The sequence below is a fragment of the Candidatus Zixiibacteriota bacterium genome (assembly GCA_020853795.1).
Taxonomy (GTDB): domain Bacteria; phylum Zixibacteria; class MSB-5A5; order CAIYYT01; family CAIYYT01; genus JADJGC01.
Genome location: JADYYF010000052.1, coordinates 1 through 21,868, shown reverse-complemented (window position 1 = coordinate 21,868; position 21,868 = coordinate 1). Strand labels below are relative to the sequence as shown.

The 21,868-nt window shown below is 58.1% G+C and carries 14 protein-coding genes; 13 read left to right on the top strand and 1 reads right to left on the bottom strand.

Going from position 1 to position 21,868, the window contains the following annotated elements:
- Positions 1 to 16: 16 nt before the first annotated feature.
- Complete coding sequence (locus IT585_03805) at positions 17 to 3,466, bottom strand: PAS domain S-box protein (GenBank protein ID MCC6962355.1); 3,450 nt, start codon at positions 3,464 to 3,466, stop codon at positions 17 to 19.
- A 145-nt stretch (positions 3,467 to 3,611) separates the two neighbouring features.
- Between IT585_03805 and IT585_03800 the strand changes: the two genes are divergently transcribed.
- From IT585_03800 to IT585_03740, 13 genes are all read left to right on the top strand, one after another.
- A complete protein-coding gene (locus IT585_03800; GenBank protein MCC6962354.1) occupies positions 3,612 to 4,901 on the top strand; it encodes a BamA/TamA family outer membrane protein in 1,290 nt (429 codons plus the stop codon).
- Positions 4,898 to 6,607, top strand: coding sequence for a hypothetical protein (locus IT585_03795; protein MCC6962353.1), 1,710 nt, complete (start codon positions 4,898 to 4,900; stop codon positions 6,605 to 6,607). The genes IT585_03800 and IT585_03795 overlap by 4 nt, the downstream gene beginning before the upstream one ends.
- 4 nt (positions 6,608 to 6,611) lie before the next feature.
- A complete protein-coding gene (locus IT585_03790; protein ID MCC6962352.1) occupies positions 6,612 to 7,481 on the top strand; it encodes a phosphatase PAP2 family protein in 870 nt (289 codons plus the stop codon).
- Between the two features lie 69 nt (positions 7,482 to 7,550).
- Positions 7,551 to 8,888, top strand: a complete 1,338-nt coding sequence (locus IT585_03785) for a HAMP domain-containing histidine kinase (GenBank protein ID MCC6962351.1) — start codon at positions 7,551 to 7,553, stop codon at positions 8,886 to 8,888.
- On the top strand, positions 8,885 to 9,601 hold the full coding sequence (locus IT585_03780; protein MCC6962350.1) for a response regulator transcription factor: 717 nt from the start codon (positions 8,885 to 8,887) through the stop codon (positions 9,599 to 9,601). The genes IT585_03785 and IT585_03780 overlap by 4 nt, the downstream gene beginning before the upstream one ends.
- A gap of 1,441 nt (positions 9,602 to 11,042) precedes the next feature.
- On the top strand, positions 11,043 to 12,122 hold the full coding sequence (locus tag IT585_03775; protein MCC6962349.1) for an NHL repeat-containing protein: 1,080 nt from the start codon (positions 11,043 to 11,045) through the stop codon (positions 12,120 to 12,122).
- Positions 12,123 to 12,141: 19 nt separating this feature from the next.
- Entirely contained in the window at positions 12,142 to 13,197 is a 1,056-nt protein-coding gene (locus IT585_03770; GenBank protein ID MCC6962348.1) for a hypothetical protein, read from the top strand.
- Between the two features lie 96 nt (positions 13,198 to 13,293).
- Positions 13,294 to 15,396 (top strand): hypothetical protein, encoded by a 2,103-nt coding sequence (locus tag IT585_03765; protein MCC6962347.1) that lies wholly within the window; start codon positions 13,294 to 13,296, stop codon positions 15,394 to 15,396.
- 41 nt (positions 15,397 to 15,437) lie between these two features.
- Positions 15,438 to 15,989 carry a hypothetical protein gene (locus tag IT585_03760; protein MCC6962346.1) on the top strand — a complete coding sequence of 184 codons (552 nt, stop codon included), beginning with the start codon at positions 15,438 to 15,440 and terminating at the stop codon, positions 15,987 to 15,989.
- A gap of 50 nt (positions 15,990 to 16,039) precedes the next feature.
- Positions 16,040 to 17,119 carry a hypothetical protein gene (locus IT585_03755; GenBank protein ID MCC6962345.1) on the top strand — a complete coding sequence of 360 codons (1,080 nt, stop codon included), beginning with the start codon at positions 16,040 to 16,042 and terminating at the stop codon, positions 17,117 to 17,119.
- A 4-nt stretch (positions 17,120 to 17,123) separates the two neighbouring features.
- Positions 17,124 to 18,770, top strand: a complete 1,647-nt coding sequence (locus IT585_03750) for a peptidyl-prolyl cis-trans isomerase (protein ID MCC6962344.1) — start codon at positions 17,124 to 17,126, stop codon at positions 18,768 to 18,770.
- Between the two features lie 46 nt (positions 18,771 to 18,816).
- Positions 18,817 to 20,793 (top strand): hypothetical protein, encoded by a 1,977-nt coding sequence (locus IT585_03745; protein MCC6962343.1) that lies wholly within the window; start codon positions 18,817 to 18,819, stop codon positions 20,791 to 20,793.
- Positions 20,790 to 21,868 (top strand): cytochrome c3 family protein (locus tag IT585_03740; GenBank protein MCC6962342.1); only part of this gene is annotated, 1,079 nt, incomplete at its 3' end. The genes IT585_03745 and IT585_03740, both read left to right, overlap by 4 nt.

The following is a 21,868-nucleotide window of genomic DNA, read 5'->3' as shown; positions in this document are numbered from 1 at the left end:
CGCAACCGCTCACGACTCATGAAGGGGCGCCTTCCAGAATCTCGTCCAGATTCATCGGCAGTGTGATGGTGAAGCGGGTCCCCTTGCCGACCTGGCTGGCGACCTGAATATCGCCGCGGTGATCCTGGATGATCTGATAACAGATCGAGAGTCCGAGCCCGGTCCCGACGCCGACACCCTTGGTTGTAAATCCGGGATCGAAGATGCGCGCGAGGTTTTCCTCCGGGATACCGACGCCGGTGTCGGCAATCTCGACGCACACCTTGCCATCGCGGACGAAGGTCGAGATCGTAATCTCCCCCTTGTCCTTGATCGCCTGCTTGGCATTAATCAAGATATTCAGAAAGACCTGATTGAGGCGACCCGGGAAACAGGAGATCGCGGGGATGTCGCCGAAGCGGCGGGTCAAGGTGATGTTATGCTTGATTTCGTGGTGAATCAGCGTCAGAGTGTCTTCGAGGCCCTCATGGATGTTCACTTTCTTGAGTTCCGCCTCATCCAGACGGGCGAAGCTGCGCAGCCGCCGGACGATGTTGACCACACGATCGGTGCCGGAGACGATGACGCGATTGGCATCCTGGATCAGCCTGAGGGTTTCATTGATCTTGGCCAGTTCATCCGGATCGTGCGCCGAGAATTGATTGATGAAGGCCGTGAGTTTCTCGATGGCGCGCACCAGGGTATTATGCATACTCGCGACGGCGCCGATCGGCGTGTTGATTTCGTGGGCAATTCCGGCAACCAGCATGCCGAGCGAAGCCATCTTCTCGGATTGCACCAATTGTCCCTGGGTCAGGCGCAGATTGCGATAGGCTTGCGCCAGTTCATCAAGTGTGAGCTTGCGTTCGGTGACATCGTGACCAATACCGATATAGTAGCGCACGTCACCGGTCTCGCTTTTGAGGGCGGAGATGCTGGAGTTCTGCCAGCGGATCGAACCATCGCGATGGAAGACGCGGTATTCGATGCCGCTCATCCGCTGTAACGATTGCATCATTTCGGTGAAGCAGTCCTCACAACGCGGCCGGTCATCGGGGTGGATCATTTCCATGAAGGGGTGGCCGAGGAGTTCACCCGGCTGATGTCCCAGTTGATTCGTCCAATTGGGCGAGATATAAGTGAAGCGTCCGGATTGATCCAGCAGATAGATGAGGTCGTTGGCGTTCTCGACGATACCGCGGAAGCGCTCCTCGCTGAAGCGCAGCGATTCCTCGGCGGCCCGTTGCTCGGTGATATCGATGCCGGTGCCGATCACGAATTCGACGCGACCGTCCTCGGTCAGCAATTCCGTGTTGTTCCAGGCAATCAACCGTTTGTCGCCGGAGCGCGAGATCCAGTAGTTCTCCACCCGGCCGATCAACCGCTCCGCCTTGATATCGGCAAAGGTTTGCTTGATACGATCGACGTCTTCCGGCAGCAGGAGGAAATCCCACACATGTCGGCCGAGGGTTTCCGAGGCATGATAGCCGCTGATCTGCTCGCAGGCGCGGTTGAACTGAACAATCCGGCCGTCAGCATCAAGCACGATCACCAGGGCGCCGGCGGTGTTGAGCACCGCCGTAATGAAGTTGCGCTCGCGGCGGACTTCTTCTTCCATCGCCTTACGTTGACTGATGTCATATAAACCGCCGATAATGACCTTGCGATCGCCCATGGTGGTCAAGTTCAGTGTGAAGATCATCCACTTCGAATCGCCCGTCGGGGTCTTGATGCGCACTTCCCGGTGCGCTCTGCCGCGCTCCGCAAGCATCCTGATGAGTTCGATCCGATCGCGCGGGTCGTGATAGAATTCGGGGGCCGGCCGGCCAACCATCTCTTCCGGCGTCAGGTTGACCAGCGCGCTCAGATGCTCGTTGGCATAGAGGATCTCGCCGTCGGGATAGCTGGAGATGATCAGCGGAATCGGTGCGGCGTTGATGATGGCATGCACTTGTTCGTCGGCGCGCTTCAATTGCGTGATGTCCGAGAATCCAAAGAACACGCCAAGGCGCTCGCCCTGGCGGCCGACTACGGGCACCGCCCAGGGCGCCAACGTTCGTACCGACGGCCGGAGGACTTCCAGCACGAAGGCATTCAGGCGGTGGATGTCGGCCCGAATCTCCTCGACCACGCGCGGCTGGGCGATCAGCTCGCCAAGAATGTGCCTGACGCGCTCGGCATCGATGCAGTTGTTGCTGATGATCTCGATGAAATCCTCGATGCCCTGTCCGGCAACCTTTTTCGGATCGAGGCCGAAGTAGTCGGTCACCCGGGGATTGCAGGCGGCGATGCGGTTGTTGATGTCGACAAAGATCAGGAGACTCAGCGAACTGTCGAAGACGGCCTGCAGCTCATTCCGGCTGCGCGACAACTCGGCCAACATCCGATGTGTTTGCACGTTCTTCAATTCCAGATCGGACTTGGCCGCCCGCAGTTCGGCATTGACCCGTTCCAACTCGCGCGTCTTCTCTTCCAGCGAGGCGGTCCGTTCCTGCACCTGCCGCCCCAGGGACTGAAAGGCGCGAATGTGATCAATGGTCAGGCTGACGATGTTGGCGAAGATCTCAAAACGGGCGATGTCCTGTTCGTCCATCGAGCGTTCGTGATGCTGCATGCTTCCCAGGAGCACGCCGATCGGACGCCCCGCTTCGCGCAGCGGCGTGAGAATCAGCGCCTTCGTCCGAGTCGGGCGCTCGGGATCGTGAATCCAGCGCGGATCGGTGTTCAGGTCGGCGATGAAGACGGTCTGGTTTTGATTCAGGCACTCGTAGAACGCCGGCGGGAATTTCCAACGTTCTTCCGCCACAGCCTGCAAGAAGTCCTGGACTAACTCGGGGTCGTCCTGGGCGAATGCCGAGCACTCGATCTGCAACTTGCCGTCGATGATGAGCATGATTCCGGCCCGGTCGAAGTCGAGAGTCTCCGTCAGGACCCGACACGATTCCAGCCAGAGGGTCTCTTCATCCAGCAGTCGCGTGAAGCGATTGGAGACCTCGGTCAGGGCCGCCATTTGCCGGTAGGCAAATTGAAGCCGCTCGGTGCGCTCGGCAACTTTGAGTTCGAGCGCAGCCGAATATTCGTGCAGCCGTTGCTGCAATCGGCTATTTTCCACCGCTTGCAGGATGGTGAGTTCGATATCCTCGATTTCGAAGGGCTTGAGCACAAAGTGGTAGGCGCCGCGACGAATCGCTTCCGCCGCCGTCTCAATCCCGCCGTGAGCGGTGAGAATGATGACCGGCACGGTCGGACGGCACTTGCGAATCTGCTCGAGGACCTCCAAGCCTTTGAGACCGGGGACCGCCAGATCGGTCAGAATGACGTGGTAGCGATTGCGCGCCGCCAGGGCCAGGCCGTGTTTGCCGGAGCGCGCCGTCGCCACCTTAAAACCGCGCCGTCGCAGAGCCTTTGCCAGCGCCTGCCGCTGGCGCATGTCATCCTCGATATAGAGAACCTGAATTGGCGTCATTTCCGTCACAACTGGACTCATAATAGTAGTGCGCCGGCGCGCAGACAAGCCGGAAACTCCGCCGGATTTTCCTATTGCTTGACGCGGGTTGCTGCTCCGGCTATATTCCCAGCGCTTCGAATCGGAATGTCTTGATACGTTAATCGTGGAGCGGAGTTTGCCCCAATTGCGAAAACTCATACCCGCCGGCTGTGTGCTTCTCCTTCTGTTTCTGCAGGTGACGCTGGCTGCGCAAACCGAGGCCGACTCGACGCTGAATCTTCGACCAGTTGCGCCGAAAAAGAATTTCGGTGATCGCCTGCTGGACGTGCCGGAGACGATCCTGAAGACGCCCATCTATGTCGGCAAGGGACTCAGCTGGGCGGCGATGAACGGCATCTACCGTAACCCCACGGTGCGGCGGTTCGCCAATTATGTGTTCTCGTTTCAGCCGTCGTTGGGCCCGGCACCGGTAGTGTCCTACAGTTCCAACGGCGGTGTCAGGCTTGGCCTCAGCTATACCAGGACGCAAGTCTTTTCACCGCACGATCGCTGGCGCATCGTCGGGACGCTCTCAACGCACCAGTATAAGCGCTTCGAAACCAGTTATGTCGCGCCGCAGCTATTCTCGAAACGATCCGGTCTGAGCTTGCGCGCTGCCTACCGCTGGCGACCGCGCGAAAACTTCTATGGCCTCGGATACACCAGTCGCGATGAGGACAAGGTTTCGTTTGCACTGGAGCAGACTGAATTCGCGGCCGTCAACAACTGGCGCGTCGGTCCGCAATGGCAGATTGATTTTGAAGCCGCGTTTGTTGCCAGCAATATCAGCGGTGGCAAGAACAAGACTCTGGTCACGGATCTGAATGAAATCCAAGACAAGTTCGGCATGGCGGCGGCCGATTTCCGCCGCAGTCGCTTGATCCGCGGCGGCGTGGCAATCGATCATGACTGGCGCGATGTCAAAGGCCAGCCGTCCGCCGGCGGACGCGAGCGGCTGGCGATTGCCTACAGCCACGGCGTCGGCCATTTCGATGACATCCGGTTCGTGGCGGTCTCCGGCGAGATCGCGCACTACTTCAATATCTACAAGAAACGAATCCTGGCGATACGCTTGCTCGCGGAGACCGTCGACGCCGACGAGGACGACGGTGTGCTTCCCTTCTACCTCAAGAGTCGGTTGGGCGGCCGCGACGACCTGCGCGGATTTCTCAGCAGCCGCTTCGTCGACAACGACCGCATGTTGGCGACACTGGAGTATCGCTATCCGATCTGGGACATGATTGATGCCTTCATCTTCGCCGAGGCGGGAAGGGTTTTTTCATCAGTGACCGAGGAGTTCACGCTGCGTAATTGGTCGGAAAGTCTCGGCACCGGCTTGCGAGTCTGGCGTAGCGAGGAGGTTGTCCTCAGCGCGCAAGTCGCCTATTCCGACGAAAGCTGGCGTCTTTACTTCGAACTCGGGAGCGACTGGTGAGAATTGGGTTTGGACTCCTGCTGATTGCGGCCGTGACGGTGGGCTGCAGCAGTCACAAGCTCGTCTATCATCCGGGGGGAGAACCGTCAAGCGAGCACGACAACCAGACGATTCCCGCGCCGAAACTGGCAGATCCGGTGCTTGCCTGGCAATCGCTGGACCGGTCGGTGTGGGAACAGGGCGAGCAGTTGCTGGACATGGATCGCAACTTCCGCAAGCTGATCGGTCGGCCACGTGAAGCTTACAACATGACGCGATTCGACGGAGTGGCCAACAGCAGCTGGTTCACAAACCGGATCGGCATCGATGCTATCGATCCGGCTGAAGTTGAGCGGGGTCCGAATGACGCTCCCGGCCCCGACACCACCGGTCCGTGGATTGTCTCCCGTCCAAAGATACAGGGTTTCACCATCGGGTTCTGGATCAAGGATGTGCGCGGCGATCAATACATCATGAAGTTTGATCCATCGGATAATCCGGAGATTGCCACGGCGGCCGCGGCCATGGGTTCACGCTACTTTCATGCCTGCGGTTATAATGTCCCGGAGGAGACCATTGTTTATTGGCGGCCGGAACAGCTCCAGATTCAGCCCGGAATTACCTTCACCGACCGCTCGGGGAAAACGCGCGAGTTTACGCAGGAATATCTTGACGACATGCTCAAGGACGTCTACCGGCTTCCTGATGGCCGCATTCGCTCATTGGCCTCAAAATTACTCCCCGGCAAGGTCGTGGGACCATTCAGCTATGACGGACGCAGGAAGGACGACCCCAATGATTGGTGTCCGCACGAGAATCGCCGCGAATTGCGCGGGCTGTATGTGATCGCTTCGCTCATCAATCACTATGACGCCAAGGACCAGAATACGCTCGACTTGTACGTGACCGAAGGCGAGCGCCGCTATGTCAAACACCATTTGATTGATTTCGGGTCGACCTTCGGGGCCAACAGCAATCGGCCGAAGGGGCCGAAGCAGGGATACTGCAACATATTCGACCTCCGCGATGTCTTGGTGTCATGGTTCACACTGGGGCTGAAGAAGTGGGGCTGGGAAGACGCCCAACCCTACCAATACAAGACAATCGGCTATTTCGAGTCGGAGATCTTTCAGCCGAACAAATGGGATGTTATTGTCCCCAACCCGGCCTTCGAAAATCTGACCGCGCGTGATGCTTATTGGGGCGCCAAGGTGGTCATGGCATGGCGTGAGGAGTATTTGCGCGCCCTCGTCGCCGCCGGTAAGTATTCCGATCCTGAAGCCGAAGCGTATCTGATCAAGACGCTCATGGAGCGGCGCGAGAAGATCGGCCGTTACTGGTTTGGTCGGGTCAATCCGCTGGACGACTTTACACTTGAAATATCGCCGGCCGGACCGCGACTGCGATTTGACGACCTGGCCGTGCGGTACAGTTTGGAGACAGCGTCGACAACCAAGTACCGCTGGACGTGTCGCGCACGAGATCGCGCTGTCTCCGAATGGACGCAGTTCACCGAGACTTCGATTGAGCTGAATCAGGATTTGATCGCGAAGGTTGCCGCCGCCTTCGCAGCGCACAAATCGCCTTCCGACCGCGATCACCTAGTCGAAATCCGTATCGAAACCAAACGCAGCGACAGCAGCTGGAGCAAACCGGCACTCGCGTGGCTATGGTTCCATCCCGAAACCGGGCAACTGGAGTTGGTCGGTATCGAGCATCTTGATTAAGAGAATGCGGTTTTACTCCAGACCCACTCTTCTGCTACCGTCGCTCGCGCTGGTCGCGTGGATTCTGATACTCCTGCCGGGCGACGGCACAGCGACAAGTTTACGGAAGACATATCTGACCGAACGCAAGAGCGTGTTGATCGGGGTAGGAGCGGCTGTGCCATTGATTGTGGAGCAATCCCTTCCCCCAAACGACAGCGCGCAACCGGCCTTGATCAATCGCCCGATCCTGCTTGACAACTGGGCGGCGCATGCGCTGGGCGGGCGATACTTTGCGGGCAAGTCCAATTTTCTGGATGGCGATATCGGTTCAGCGATCACGCCGGTTGCGGGTGCTCTGGGATTAGCTGCCGTCAATCTTACCTGGCCAGAACGGCGACCCGGCAAGGATGCTTTGCAGGATCTATACCTCTACAACTGCGGGATCTGGGCAACGGCCGGTGTGACCGGCATCGCCAAGCACCTCATCGCACGCCCACGACCTTTTCAATACTACTATCCGGACTCGGCGCGCAGGCACGAGCCGGACTATTCCGAGACGCGCAAGTCATTCTTTTCCGGGCACGCCTCCAGTTCCTTCTTCGCAATGACCTACCTGAACAAGCGGGTCCGCACCGCAATGCGGCAACGACTGTCTTCCAGCGACTACCACAACTGGCGATGGCTGCCGCCGACCGTTCTTTTCAGTTGGAGCAGCTACGTCGGTGTGACCCGGATTCGCTGCTACAAGCATTTTCTTTCCGATGTTGCAGTCGGCGCTGTTGCTGGAGCTCTGCTCGCCGAATTATTCTATCGTCTGGCCGACCAGGCCGAGGCCGTTTCGGATGCAAACGGTATTGAAAAGCCGATTTTCATGATTACATTGCCCCTGTGATGGCGCGGCAATTCATTCTGCCGCAGATCGAATCCGGCAGGAGGGTGCATCATTAGGATCAAACATCGATTGGCACGTCCGGCGGGGTTGGCGCTGGCGCTGTTCATCGCGCTTGTCATTGTCTGCATCGGCCAGATCATCTGGTGGGTGTACTTTCAAGTCATGATTTCCAAGGAACAGATCGAGTTCCACGAGCGACAGACGGCGGCGGCAGCACAACTGGCTTCGCTGATTCTGAACCGATCCTATGACCGGCTGGCGTATGAGGCGGAATCGTTCGTCAGCGTCGATAATATCGGACATCTGCGGGCAGCACTCGACCTGTTGCTGGCCGATCCGGCAGTGAGAGGTTACCAGTTGTTCGGTCCGACGGGAGCGCTGCTGATAACTTCCGGGGAGGTTGATTCCAGCTTCTACCTGAGCGTCGGCGCGAATCATCGGGCCGCGATCTTTCTGGATCCGACCTATCCTGCGCAGCTTACGACGGAGTTGAATGCCGATTTGCAGTTCACGGCCGCGCCGCGGCAGGGCGAGTATCGCAATCCGTGGTTTGAACCATCGATGTTCAGTGTCAAAGCGGGGGTAACCGCGGAAGTTCAGGAGCGCGCCCGCCGCCGCGTCGTCATGTTCGCCATGGAGGGATCATTCTTCGTATTGTTGACGCTATTGGGCGCCTTCATGATCTATCGCACCCTGCGGCAGTCGGAGAGCCTGAAGCATCAGCAGGAGAACTTCATCCATGCGGTTACGCACGAGCTGAAAATCCCGGTGGCTTCGATCAAGTTGTACCTGGAATCGATGGCCTCCGGCAAATTTGACCAGGAGAAGATCAAGGGATTCGTCCCGCGCATGCTTGACGACTGCGAAAGATTGGAAGGGCTGGTCGACAACGTTCTGGAGGCCGGGCGATTGTCCCAGCGCGGCCATCGGGCCAAGCTGGTTGAGACTAACCTGTCGAATGATCTGGTCGAGTATCTGGAGGGGTTGCAGGCTCTGATCGACCGTCATAAAATGAAGTTGACCCTCGATCTTGAGAAGGAACTGATCGTCAAGACCGACTATCACGCGTTACGGAGAGTCGTAACGGCATTGGTCGATAACGCGATCAAGTACTCGCCGGAGGTACGGCGCCGGCTGAGCATCAGCGCGCGCCGGCGCGGCGATCAAGCCGAATTGCTGTTCGTGGATGAAGGCGTTGGTGTGGAAAAACACGAGTTGAAGAAGGTCTTTGAGCGCTTCTATCGAACGGGTATGGAGAACACGCGTTCGGTCAAAGGAACCGGCATCGGCCTATTTCTCGTAAAACAAATCGTTACCGAGCACGGCGGGACGGTTGAGCTGTACTCAGAGGGTCGCGATCGCGGTTGTACCTTCCGCATCCGGCTGCCGTTGGAGAAGGTTGCATGAAACGCATATTAGTTGTCGAAGACGAAGAGCACATTGCCGAAGGGCTGCAGCTGAATCTTGAGGCGGAAGGCTACGAGGTTGCGGTCGCGGCCGACGGGATCGCCGCGCTCGACCTTTACCACAAAGGACAGTTTGACTTGATCATTCTGGACATCATGATCCCCGGCAAGGACGGGCTCACCGTTTGCAGGGAAATCCGCCAGGAAGGCGGGCGGCTGCCGGTGCTGTTCTTGACCGCCCGCGACCGCCAGTCGGATCGCATCGACGGTTTCCTCAGCGGCGGCGATGACTACATAACCAAGCCCTTCAATCTCCAGGAACTGTTGCTGCGCGTATCGGCGATTTTTCGTCGCCAGGTCTGGTACGGCACGGTGGAATTGGATCGCTCGCGTTTTGATTTTGCGGAGAACTGGGTGGATTTCCGTACGTACCGCGCCAAGGGCCCGACCGGTGAAGTGGAATTGTCGCAGAAGGAGTGTATGACGATGAAATTCCTCGTCGAACACGCCAACGAGGTCGTCTCGCGCGACATGATTCTCGACGCAGTGTGGGGTTATCACGTTTATCCCTCTTCGCGCACCATCGACAATTTCATCCTGCGCCTGCGCAAGATCTTCGAACCGGACCCGGCCAACCCCCGCTACATCCATACCCTGCGCGGCGCCGGCTACAAGTTCACGCCTGCCGGCGAAGTCGATTCGGAACTGTCCTGAGTACCTGCCAGTTTCGGCCAATCGTGGATGGATATGTTGCAGTTCGGAAAGCAATGTTTCCGGTGCGTGTAAAGCTGCGCCTGTTCAAATTTCTGTCGTTACCGAATCGCGAATCTGAGCCGAAGTAAGTAACTGCTATCTCTCCCCGTGTCGATATTCTGAGCGTGCAAACGCGTTCTGCCATTGCTCTGGGCACGCTGATCCTGTTGATCGGGCTGATCTATTTCGGCCGCTTGCTGCCCGACGGCTCCGCTGAGTCGAGTGCCCGCCATCCGCATCAAGACGTCGCTTGCCGGCAATGCCACGCGTACTCCAAGACGGCAGACCAGGAGGCTGAGCTGGATGGCGGATCTCAGGATTGCCGTGGATGCCACCGCGAAGCGACAGAGAAATCCCGATTATTCCACTCGGACTTAACGGAGAATTGCGGCAGATGCCACCTGTTTCACGCGCCGGAACTTCTGACAATCAGTGATGACACCTTGTCCCTCTCATTTGCACAGACTGCGATTCAGTTATGCCGGGACTGCCATGGTGTCGGCACGCGTCCAGCGATAAGTCCTGGGCATCGTGGCGCTGCAAGATTGATTCACTCTCAGCGTGATCTTGCCTTCGCAGAACAACCGTCCCAGTTTTGTCTATCTTGTCACGACGCGGATCGCAGGAACGCAGTCGTGGGCTCTGCAGGAAGCGGCCTGCCGCGGTTTCACGTCAGCGCCAGTCACGCTTTCGGGGTCCCTCTGGTTGCCGGATTTCGTAAGCCATCATCGTCCTTGAAGATAAACTCAGACATCCCAGAGTTTCTTGTCCTCATAGACGGTAATATCGAGTGTCAAACTTGTCATAGTCTTGTTTCAGAGAACGAGTTTCTACTTGCTCGACAGATAGCTGACGGAATGTGTACGGACTGTCACGACATGGGTCGAGTTAGTGGTAATTCACCAATTCTTACAGTCAAGCCATGATTATTCAATGCCATCTATTTTGTGATTAATCACTCACTTAGCTGATCTAAGCGATATCACCTGTCAATCTACTGACTCGCTCTTCACGATATCATGAACCGCTTCGAGCGATCTTCATTTGAAAAAAACTACAAAATCATCGAAGTTTTCCCTTGCCTATTTGGTCTTTCTTCTCTATAATCCCCCCAACGAGTTGGTTTTGCTCCGGTTTTGAGGTTACTGTTTTGACGAGTCTACCGAACTACCTCAGATTGTATTCGATGCAAGTATGTGAAAATAATCACATACAAGTTTACTTTTCTTTAGGCGAAGTGCCCGAAAGCTCGTGTTCTCGGGCTAATTTTGTTTCTTTTGTCGAAGATTGTGAAATAGTTCACATTTACTCCTGCTAATTGGCGGGTGCGGAGACTTCCGAATTGCCAGCGACGAATCGACAGAGTTGTATCGGGAAGAACATCCGGATTATAACTGCCCTAGTGGGCGTCGTTGTCTTAACGGCATTTCTCGTTGCTGTTCTGCTTCCTGCGGGTTTGCAGGCGCAGGCTGAGAAGTCGGTTCCGGCCGTGTTCCTGCGCAAGCTCGACCCTCCCGGAACCAACAATGGTCTCCTCCGTCCCCAGCAGGTCTTCATCGATCAGCGCTTCAATGAAGTGTTCATTGTCGATACCGGCAATAATCGTGTGGCGGTTTTCGACACCTCGGGAGTTTTCAAGTTCCAGTTCTCGGGGCGTGACGAATTCGGCAGCCCGACTGATCTGGTTGTCGATTCGCACGGATTCATCTACGTCGTCGGAACGCAGCGGCAGCGCGCCGGGTCGGTCTTCAAGTTTGACTACGACGGCACGCTGATGGGACGCCTGGAACTGATCGATTTCGCTGACTCCGACACTTTTGACGTGCGGTACATCGCGATCGACAGTCAGGACATTCTCTATCTGATGAGCGGCGCGTTTGACCGCATCGTCAAGATCGACGCTGAGGGGAAATATCAGGGTGAGTTCCCGCTCGTGACGGACATGACCGAGAAAGAGCGCCAGGAAGTTGTTATGGGCTCGCCGCGGATTGACGGTGAGCTGCTGTACCTGCCCGTGTCGATGTTTGGCGTTGTGTATGTCTACGACCTCTCCGGAACTCTGGTGCGGCGGATTGGGCTGCGCGGCAACAACATCGGCGAGCTGAACTTCCCGACGGCGGTGGACGTCATCGATCACGCTTTAGTCTTAGTTCTCGATAAACATCGTTTCAACGTGGTTTGCTTCACGACCGCAGGTCAATTTCTCGGTGAATTCGGCGGGATGGGAAATACGCTGGGGTGGTTCTACCATCCGGAGCGCATGGCAGTGGACAACCTGGGCCGCATTTATGTCAGCCAGATTTTTCTTAATCGGGTTCAGGTGTGCGAGTTGCCGGAGTTCATCGCGGAACAAGTGAAGTCGTTTGCGAAACCAACCTCATCAGCAACCCTTAAGCCTTGGAAGCGCGAAGCGCAGAAGGAGGAGGTGAGTCTGGAGTTTACTACCCCCTTGTTGAATTCACGTTCGTTTGTATCTGATTAGTCTTTCGGAGGTTTTTTACATGCGCAAGCTTTTGTTAGTCCTTGTCTCGATGTCGTTGGCGGCATTGTTGTCAAGCACTGCGTTTGCATTCCATGATGGCGGCGTGGCGTATTGCGGCGGTTGCCATACGATGCACAATATGAACAACGGCGTCCTGGTGGACCCGGCTCATCCGAACGGAAACGCCTACCTGCTGAAGTTCCAGTCGGCGAGCGACCTGTGCTTGTCGTGCCATGCCACCAGCCGCGGTGCAGTGTGGGGCACGGATCCGTTGAACCCGCCGGCCGAAAAGGGCGGCGGCAACTTCGTGTTCTTGACTGAGGACAATATTAATGACGGTCACGGCGGCGCGACCAGCCCGATTCCGGGCCGTGCAGCCGGTCACAATATCAATGCTCCTGGTCGTGGTGCCGGTCCGGACGGAACGTTGCTCGTTTCCCCGGGCGGTACGTTCCCGGCCAGCCAACTGGGTTGCACGTCGTGCCATGATCCGCACGGCAACCAGAATTTCCGTTTGCTGAACGGCGTTGGCCCGATCCAAGACGGTTTGGCCACGTTCACGGCTCCGGCTCCGGATGCCGAAGGCAATAGCTACAATACGGCTGAGACCAATGTCATGCACACTGCTTACAAGAGCGGCATGGGTGCGTGGTGCGGCAATTGCCACGGCGATTTCCACAACAACGCGACCAAGCTGATTCACCCGACCGGCCGCGCCATTGGCGGTACGATTGCCAACATCTACAATCTGTACAACGGCACCGACAACATGACGGGTGGGACCCAGGCGACCGCGTACATTGCGGCGGTTCCGTTTGAAGATCCGACCAACACGACGACCTCGACCAATGGTCCGTCGGCGACCAGCCAGGTGACCTGCATCACCTGTCATCGCGCCCATGCGACCTCGGCCCAGAACGCCGGCCGTTGGGACTTCAACATCACCTTCCTGCACGAAGACGGTGTCGAGTCCGGATCGTATGCGATTCCGAATCCGTATCCGAGTTTGAACCAGCGCTCGCTGTGCAACAAGTGCCATGCGAAGGATGCCGGCGACGCTCCGTTCGAGCCGTAATCGAAAAATCGGGTCATGATGAGTGACCTCGAAGCCCGCAAGGGCAAAACCAAACGCCCGATCGCGAGGTCGGGCGTTTTTTAGGGAGTGAGCGAAATGCGACAAAGCAGAGTCAATTTAGTCAGAGCCGCGGAGCGATTGCTTCTGGCGGCGCTGTTGGCGCTGATTTTGTCGCCATCCGCTCACGGGCGCATCTCGAATAATCTCACGGCGGACTTGCGGCTTGGCTATGGATCAACCAAGCAGGATCAGAACACGCAGGAAAGCGTTGATCAGGAATACAATGTCGGCTGGCAGAAGCGGTTCCTGCGCAGTCTGCTGACGCGCGCCAATGTCCGTTACTACAATTTCGGGCTGAGTCAGACCATCGGCGCCAACACGTGGCAAAGTGAGTTTCAGCCGTCGGGCGAAATGACGTGGGCGCAAAGCTGGGTTGCGGCCGCGGCACAGGTGATGCGCCGCGATTCCAAGAGCAATGACCGCCTGACCCACCTGATCAACGAGAGCGCAGGCGTGACCGTGCGCTCGCAGGTGGTCAACCGTCCCTGGGTGCGCTTGCGGCTGCTTCAGGAGAAGCTCTACAATGAAGCGAACCGACAGGATCGGGATACGCGGGATCGCCTGGCGATGCTTGGAGTCGGTTACACGGGTACGACGACGGCTGTTACCTCCAACTACTCGCACAAGCAGACGCTGAACCGGTCGCAGCACGTCGAGCAGACCAACAATCTTTTGGGGGCGCAATTCTCACATCTACAGATGATGATGGGCGGCCGGCTCCGGACGACGGTCAGCTACGACTTTACCTACAAGCATGAACAAGACAAGAACCTGGCCTTTGATCCGATTCCGATCGAGGTCCCCGTGCTGACCGGGCTTTATGCCAGCGACGCGACGCCGGACCAGGGCAGCTTGGACTCGGTCAGCGCCCTGATTGATGGAGACCTGACGGCGGCGACGTTGCCGCGCATCGACATCGGCGACAATCGTGTGAACCAGAATATCGGGGGCGATTTGGGATTCCAGCGGGAAGTCTCGCTGCTCTATATCTATACCGATCGTCCTTCGGGCAACAATGTGCGTTGGGATATCTACGGATCCGAGGACAACCTGCTGTGGACAGCCATCGCAGGGGCGACTTCCCAATACAGCCCGGGCTTCAGCCGCTATGAAGTGACCTTCCCGGAGACGGCGACACGATACATCAAAGCCGTCAACCAGGGCTTGAACGAAATCGACAGCGTGATGGTGACGGAGTTCTCCGCTTTGCTGCGTCTGGACGAAACGGGAGTCGCCAAGCGCACACAACAGGTCCATCTGGCAACATTGAACAACAGCCTCAATCTGAGCAAGAATTGGAGTGCATCGGCCAATGTCGCGTTGCGTCGCGATGGAGGCAGTTCCTTGAATCAAGGTCGCGACGAGACTTACTATACCTTCGGTCTGCACAATCAGACTAATGCGGCCTTGAGCCAAAATGCGCGCGTGCAGATCGGATTGATTGATTACGAATATTCGCGTGTGGACGTAGACCGCACGCTTGCGGCCAATTATGACCTGCAGTATCGGCCGTTGGAAACGCTAACGTTTTCGATGTCGCTGGCCCATCGGGACAATTATATTGCCGACGTGAAATCACAAGAGATGAACTTTGCGACGGCGCGCGTCCGCGGAGAAATCTTTCCACGACTGACGATTACGCAGGAGTTTGGAGGCGGTCGCAATACGGTCATGCTCAATAATACCGGCTTCGACAATTGGAATTATCGCGCCGCCGTGAACGGCCGGATAATCCCGGGCCTCGATGCCGAAGGCAGCTACTTTCATCAACGCACCAAGGATCAGGCGGGTAATGTGCGCAATCGCAATCAGTATACCGCCGATTTCGGCTTGCGCTTGACCGCAGCGATCCAGTTACGCGGCAACGTCGATCTGACGCGCGACAACCACACCCGATATCTGAATCAAGATTACTCAGTCAGTTGGCTGCTGTCGCGGAAACTGACAACGGCGGCCGCGGTCAATCTGTCGGATTATGAAAACGGCAACGACTCGCGCAGCGAGCGATACAGCGGGCAGGTCGAGTATGCCTTTTCGGGACGGACGGTGCTGACCGGGTCGTACAGCCGGAGTGATCTGACTTCGGCGGGCGGGGGCAAGAACCAATCCGTACACGTTGGGCTGAGAACCGGGCTTTGAAAGGGTACTAATCCGTGAGACAGCTTCGAATCCTTGCAGTCATGATCGCGGCTCTTGGCATTGGTGTCATCGCCGGGTGTGCCGGAATGGGCTCCACGGTCTTTATTCACCGCGACTATAACTTCGCGTTTGTCGAGAGGGTCGCCGTGTTGCCGTTCGAGAATCTTTCCAACGATCAGGGTGCGAGCGCACGCGTGACGCATTTGTTCATCACCGAGCTGCTGGCAACCGACGCCTTTGACATCGTCGAGCCGGGCGAGGTGTTGAGCGCGACGAGCCGGATGAATATCACCCGATTCGATCTGTTGACGGAAGAGCAGGCGAAGCAACTGGGACAAGCGCTGGGGGTTCAGGGGATTATTCTGGGGACGGTTAACGAGTCGTCCGGCGCCCGAGCCGCCGCCAACGAAGGCACGGTCGTGACGCTCGACGTCCGCATGATTGAAACCGAAAGCGCACAAACGGTGTGGTCGGCGACACATACCGAGGGCAGCCGCGGATTCTTTGCCTCGCTGTTCGGAACCGGCCAGCGATCGCAGAGCGAGGTTGCACGCAAGTGCGTGCGCAAGGTCATCAAGACGCTGGTGAAGTAGCTGCTATGTTGCCGAGCCGACTTGGATTCTCCGCAATTCCCGCAAAACTGATGATTTTGTGTCTGCTGGCTCTGCTTTCGACAGCGACTGCTATCGCCGCGACCTTGCCGCGACTGGCGCTGATCCCACTGGCAAACTACTCTGAGTCGATGCAAGGGGCAAAGGCGATTGAGGCGAGTCTGCGCGACCGGCTGACGGCGGCGGGATTCGACTTGGTGGCCGCCGACACGCTGCGGGGCTTGATGCGCAGTCATCGTCTCCGGCTGATCGGAGAATGCGACAGCAGCAGCGCCGCGCTGATTGCGGCGGCGACGGGCGCCGAAGTAATCCTGACCGGCGCAATTGAACTATATCTTGAGCAAGAGAACCCCGAAGTCGCGGTGAATTTGCGCGCCTACGACTGTAGAGACGGAGGAATTGTCTGGCTGAATCGCTGTGCACTCAGCGGCGAGGGCGAGGCGGGCGCATTCGGCATTGGCCGGATCAGCTTCGTGGAAACGCTGACAAGCAAAGTGCTCGACCGGTTGTTGAAGGACGCGGCCAAACTGATTGCGCAGCGGTCTGACGCCATTGAGGAACCGGCCAAGAAGGATCGCGCGCTGGCAGCGCGAGGGCGTGTCGCCGTCGTGGAGATTGACAACGCCTGCGATTTTGCCGGAGCCGGCGCCGCAGCGACGGGAGCGCTGATCTATGAATTGCACCGCCGCGGTTATCGACTGCTGGAACCCGGCGAGCTGACACGGTTGCAGCAGAAACTTGGGATCAATGTTCAGGGCGGCGCCGTGGCCCCTCTGCCGGACGTGTTGGCGGCCGAGCTTGGCGTCGGCACGATTGTCACCGGCATCGTAACGGAGTTCCTTCCCTCCCGAGGCGGTGATAGCGAAATCGGACCGCATGTCGAGCTGACGCTGAGAATGATCGACGCGCGGACCGGCGAGCTGACTGCGGCAACATCGGTTGTTCGCGATGGCGCCGATACCGAAACGCTGTTTGGTATTGGCCGGACGTATGCAATCGGCGAATTGACTTTGGCCGCGGTTCACCACGCTTGCAACAAGCTAATCGAGGAAGAACATCGGGATCTGGGCCCAAGCCGCACGGGAACCACGAGCATTGAGAAAGGAAACTGAAACCATGTCGGCGCGATCATTGATAGTACTTCTACTTGGAGTTTGGAAGATAGCGCTTGCGGGCAGCGCCGGTGCGGAACAGCCGGAGCGGGCGCTTCTGGCGGTCGTCAACAGTGACTCAATCTTCACAACGGATATCGATGCCATCTTCGCCGGCATTCATTCCGGAATGTCCGCCAGCCAGAAGGGCGACTTTGACTACCACAAACTGCTGAAGAAGCTCGTTAACGACCGTTTGATCATTCAGGAGGCCAAGGCATTGGGAATTCCGGACGAAGACTACTTCCGGGAATTTCTGGATGAGCAAAAGCGTGAACTCGTGTCACGGCTTTACGTCCGCAAGAACCTTCCGCCGATTGACAGTATCGGCGAGGACAGCATCGCGGCATATTTTCGCGACAACTATCACAAGGTGCGGGTCCGTACGATCGCGGTCGAGACCGTGGCGGCGGCAGAATCGCTCGTGGCGCAGGTCAAGGCCGGCGCGGATATGGACAGCCTGGCCAAAGAGCGCTCGCTGGACGTTCATCGCTATATGGGCGGGCTACACTCGTTCAAGTATTGGGCCAATGTCGAATTGGACTTGCGCGATTATCTGCAGGGTGCGACCAAAGGTCAGCTGATCGGTCCGTTCCCCTATCGACAAGTGAGCGCCATCATGCGGGTGGAAGATACCGCGCCGGCGAATCCGGAAGAGTTGCCGGCGTTACGAGGCCTGATCAGAGAGGCACTGCGGACACAGAGCGCAGGGGCGGCCTGGAAGCGGTTTGTCGGAAGCCTGCGCGACCGCTACGCGGTCGTGATCGACAGCGGGGCAATCGCGACGATTGTGGCGAACACGACCTCGGTGCTGGATTCGACCTTCCAGTATGGCAGCGAGCGACCCGTCGCCACGATCGCCGGCCAGGCTTTAGTCGACGAGAATCGCCTGCGCCAGGCGACCGCGCACACGGCGATGTCGAATGCCACCGCTCCGGTGGCAACGCTCCTTTATCAGGCGCTGGACGGACTGCTGCAGGAAGCCGTCCTCTATCGCGCGGGTATCGACGCCGGGTTGGATACGGACGAGCGCATAGTCCGGCAATTGGTCACAGCGAGCGACAGCGCGCTGATCGAGATCTACTTGAAGGAGACGATTGTCGCCGCGATCAAATTCAATCACGACGAGTTTCAGCAGTACTATAGCGAGCACGAAGCTGATTTTCGCGATCCGGATCAGATCAACATTCGCGAAGTGACGGTGGCGGCGGCAGCGGCCGCGGATAGCGCGGTGGCGTTGCTGCGCGAGGGCGCGGATTTCGAATACGTGGCCGGGCGATTCCGCAAAGATGCCAAGGAACTGGCCGAACGGGTCCAGTGGGTTTCGTTGGCGGCATTTCCGCCGTCGATCCGTGCCGATCTCGAGCAGCTCAAGGTGGGTGGCAGTTCGCAGGCTTATCCGACGGAAGATGGGTGGGTCATCTTCAAGATTCTGGACCGGCGGCAGGGGGAACTGAAGAAGATGGACGAAGTTGAGATGAAGATTCGCGAAGCGATGTTCCAGGCCAAGTTTACGAAATTGTTGGATGCGGCGCTGGAGCGGTTGCGTGCGAATTCTACCGTAGTGCTGTTCGACGAGGCGATTGAGAATTATCTCGGCGCCGGGAATTAGACGACGCGGGAGCGGGCAGACTGAGAGGATTGGAGTGAAGCCGGGAATGGACGCAACACGCCGCGCAAGGATTCAAAGACGCCGAATCGTAGCGCTGGTGCTGGCGGTCGCCGTGTTAGCGGCGGTTACGGCGAATGCGCAGGTCAAGCGCGGCAAGCGATTTTCAGCGGAAGGCAACTGCCTGGAGTGCCATTCAATCGGGGACTTCAAGGGGAAGTACAAGCACCAGCCGTTCGCGGACAAGGACTGCCAATCGTGCCATAAGCCGCACGGACTGGTGGGAATGTTGCGACTCAAGGAAACGGGAGCGGCCCTGTGTTACCAGTGTCACAGCAAAACGGAACTGGGAATGGAGCGGGCGTATTTGCACGCGCCGGCGAAGCAGGGCGAGTGTTCCAAGTGTCACAACCCCCATGCCGGCGATCAGCCCGGGATGCTGGTGGCCAAATCCCGCGAGGTGTGCTTCACCTGTCACGACCGCACGGAGCACGAGAAGCAATTTGTCCATAGCCCGGCGAAGCAGGACTGCTCGGCGTGCCACGAAGTTCACGGCAGCGATCATCCGGCACTGCTGAAGAAGGGGCAAGGCGAACTCTGCGCCGAGTGTCACAGTCCCACTGCCCCGGCTTTCAAGACGGCACACGGCGCCTTCGCCGTTGAAACGAAGGATTGCGGGCTATGCCACTCGCCGCATTCTTCGGAATCGCCCAAGTTGTTCGCCAATTCGATCCATGCGCCGGTTGAAGGCGGCGAATGCACAACGTGCCACCAGGAGCCGGGTACGGGCGAGCCATTCGCACTTCAGGGTGACGGGAACGAGTTGTGTTTGTCGTGCCATGACCGTGGCGAAGTGGCTCCGGCCGGCAGTCATCCGCCGGTCGCCGAGGCTGAATGTCTGACGTGCCACAATCCGCACGGATCGCGCGAACCAAAGCTGCTGGCAAAGAAGGAATCCGCGCTGTGCATGGAGTGTCACGACGATGTGCAGTCGCAATTGACCGGCGTGTCGGCGCATCAACCGGTTCGGGAGAATTGCGCACAGTGCCACGCCGCCCACGGTAAGACCAAACAGCATCTGCTTACGAAGGACACGAACACCCTTTGTCTCGACTGCCATTCGGACCTCGGGGCCTTGATGACGGCCGCCAGCCAACACGCGCCGTTCAGCGACGGTCTGTGCACGGACTGCCACGCTCCGCATGGGTCGGTTCACGAGAAGCTGTTGAGTAAGAGTGAAGGTGACCTGTGCACCGAATGTCATAGTGATGTCAATAGCTGGATGGGACAGACCAGCGTCCATTTGCCGATTAAGGCGGGCGAGTGCACCAAGTGCCACAATCCGCACGGCGCCGCGATCAAGCCGCTGCTGGCTGCCGCGCCGGACCGGCTCTGCGGCAGTTGCCATCAGGCCGTAATTGCGGACAGCAGCAACACCGTCGTCCATCCCCCCTTTGCGGAGGGCAGTTGCAGTTCCTGCCATGCTCCGCACGCCACCAACTTCAAGGGGCTGTTGACGCAGGCTCCGGCGCAGTTGTGTGGCGAGTGCCATTCCGACGTGATTGACGCCAATGCCGTCAGCATGCATCAACCAGTGACGAACGGAGATTGCGCCGCCTGTCACAAGCCGCACGCCGGTAAGATCAAGAATCTTCTGCTCGACAAGGAGCCGCGGCTGTGCTTGAACTGCCACAAAGATATCGACGAAGTCTTGACCAAGGGTGTCGCGCACGCTCCGGCGAAGGATGAATGCGGCAGTTGTCACAAGCCGCACACGAGCGAGTTGACCTCCCTTCTGAGTGAACCGGTCCCCATGGCCTGCTTGACCTGCCATGACGGCGACGATCAAGAATTCAGGAGCAAGCACCTGGGACTGGCGGGCAGCCAGATCGACTGCCGCAAGTGTCATGATCCCCACGGCGCCAAGGAAGCCACTTTGATGCTGAAAAACGGCCATGAACCGTTCTCCGGCGGAGCGTGCGACGCCTGCCACACGGAGACTCCGCAGAACGGAGGCAAGGAATGAAGACGCGTCTTGCGATACTGATGATCGTGGTGCTGGCCGCGGCTGCGCCGCTGATTGCGCAAGTCGTCAAGGTCGACGAACCGGGGGTGTGTCTTGCGTGCCACGACGATATCCAGGTTGAACTGAAGAAGAAGAGTCCGCATACGGCTTTTGCCGAGGGCAAGTGTTCCGACTGCCACAATCCGCATGCGTCGCGCCATGCGGCGCTGCTGAAGGAGAATTCAGGCGAATTGTGTCAGAGTTGCCACGAAGATCTGAAACAGGTCGCCACGCTACCTTCGAAGCACCAACCCGCCGCAAACGGCGAGTGTTTGTCGTGTCACGATCCGCACGCCTCCGATTTCCGCAATCAACTGGTGCAGTCGCAAGGCGAGCTGTGCCAGAGTTGCCACCCGGCGGTCGCTGACTGGCTGAAGCAGGCGCAGGTCCACTCCCCGGTGGCGAATCGCAACTGCTCGCAGTGCCATGCGCCGCACGGATCCGAGCATCAAGGGATTCTGGCCAAGGCCGTTCCGCAGTTGTGCTTTGATTGCCATCCGCAGAACCAGCAGTTCATGACTGTTCACAAAGGCTATGACCTGGCAGATGCCGATTGTTCAACCTGCCATGATCCCCATGCTTCGTCGCACCGCGGGCTGCTGATGGCCAATCAACATGCGCCGTTCGAAAGCGGAGAGTGCTCAGAGTGCCACGCCGGCGGCGGCAAGTCATTCGCGATTGGCGGTTCAGTAGCCGATATCTGTCTGAAGTGTCATGAAGACCAGGCCGGCGCGCGCAAAGCAGAATTTCACGCGCATATCGATGGCGATCGGTCGTGCACCAACTGCCACAATCCGCACGCTTCCAATGTCGGCGCTCTGATGGCCTCGAGCCAACAAACGTTGTGCACGCGCTGCCACTTCACCGACGTGCCGGCGAAGGACAAGCCGAAGTACATGACGCATCCGGGCCAGGAGTGCTCGAGTTGTCATGCGCCGCACGGCGCCGACAATGCGCGGTATCTCGTGAACAGCGACGTGATGACCATGTGCCGCACCTGCCATGCCGACGTCCACCGCAACTCGCATCCGATGGG

Excerpts from the sequence above, each read along its gene's own strand:
- IT585_03755 (MCC6962345.1), top strand. The coding sequence starts at position 16,040 with ATGATTTTGTGTCTGCTGGCTCTGCTTTCGACAGCGACTGCTATCGCC.
- IT585_03790 (MCC6962352.1), top strand. The coding sequence starts at position 6,612 with ATGCGGTTTTACTCCAGACCCACTCTTCTGCTACCGTCGCTCGCGCTG.
- IT585_03760 (MCC6962346.1), top strand. The coding sequence starts at position 15,438 with ATGATCGCGGCTCTTGGCATTGGTGTCATCGCCGGGTGTGCCGGAATG.
- IT585_03805 (MCC6962355.1), bottom strand. The coding sequence starts at position 3,466 with ATGAGTCCAGTTGTGACGGAAATGACGCCAATTCAGGTTCTCTATATC.
- IT585_03745 (MCC6962343.1), top strand. The coding sequence starts at position 18,817 with ATGGACGCAACACGCCGCGCAAGGATTCAAAGACGCCGAATCGTAGCG.
- IT585_03765 (MCC6962347.1), top strand. The coding sequence starts at position 13,294 with ATGCGACAAAGCAGAGTCAATTTAGTCAGAGCCGCGGAGCGATTGCTT.
- IT585_03750 (MCC6962344.1), top strand. The coding sequence starts at position 17,124 with ATGTCGGCGCGATCATTGATAGTACTTCTACTTGGAGTTTGGAAGATA.
- IT585_03780 (MCC6962350.1), top strand. The coding sequence starts at position 8,885 with ATGAAACGCATATTAGTTGTCGAAGACGAAGAGCACATTGCCGAAGGG.
- IT585_03770 (MCC6962348.1), top strand. The coding sequence starts at position 12,142 with ATGCGCAAGCTTTTGTTAGTCCTTGTCTCGATGTCGTTGGCGGCATTG.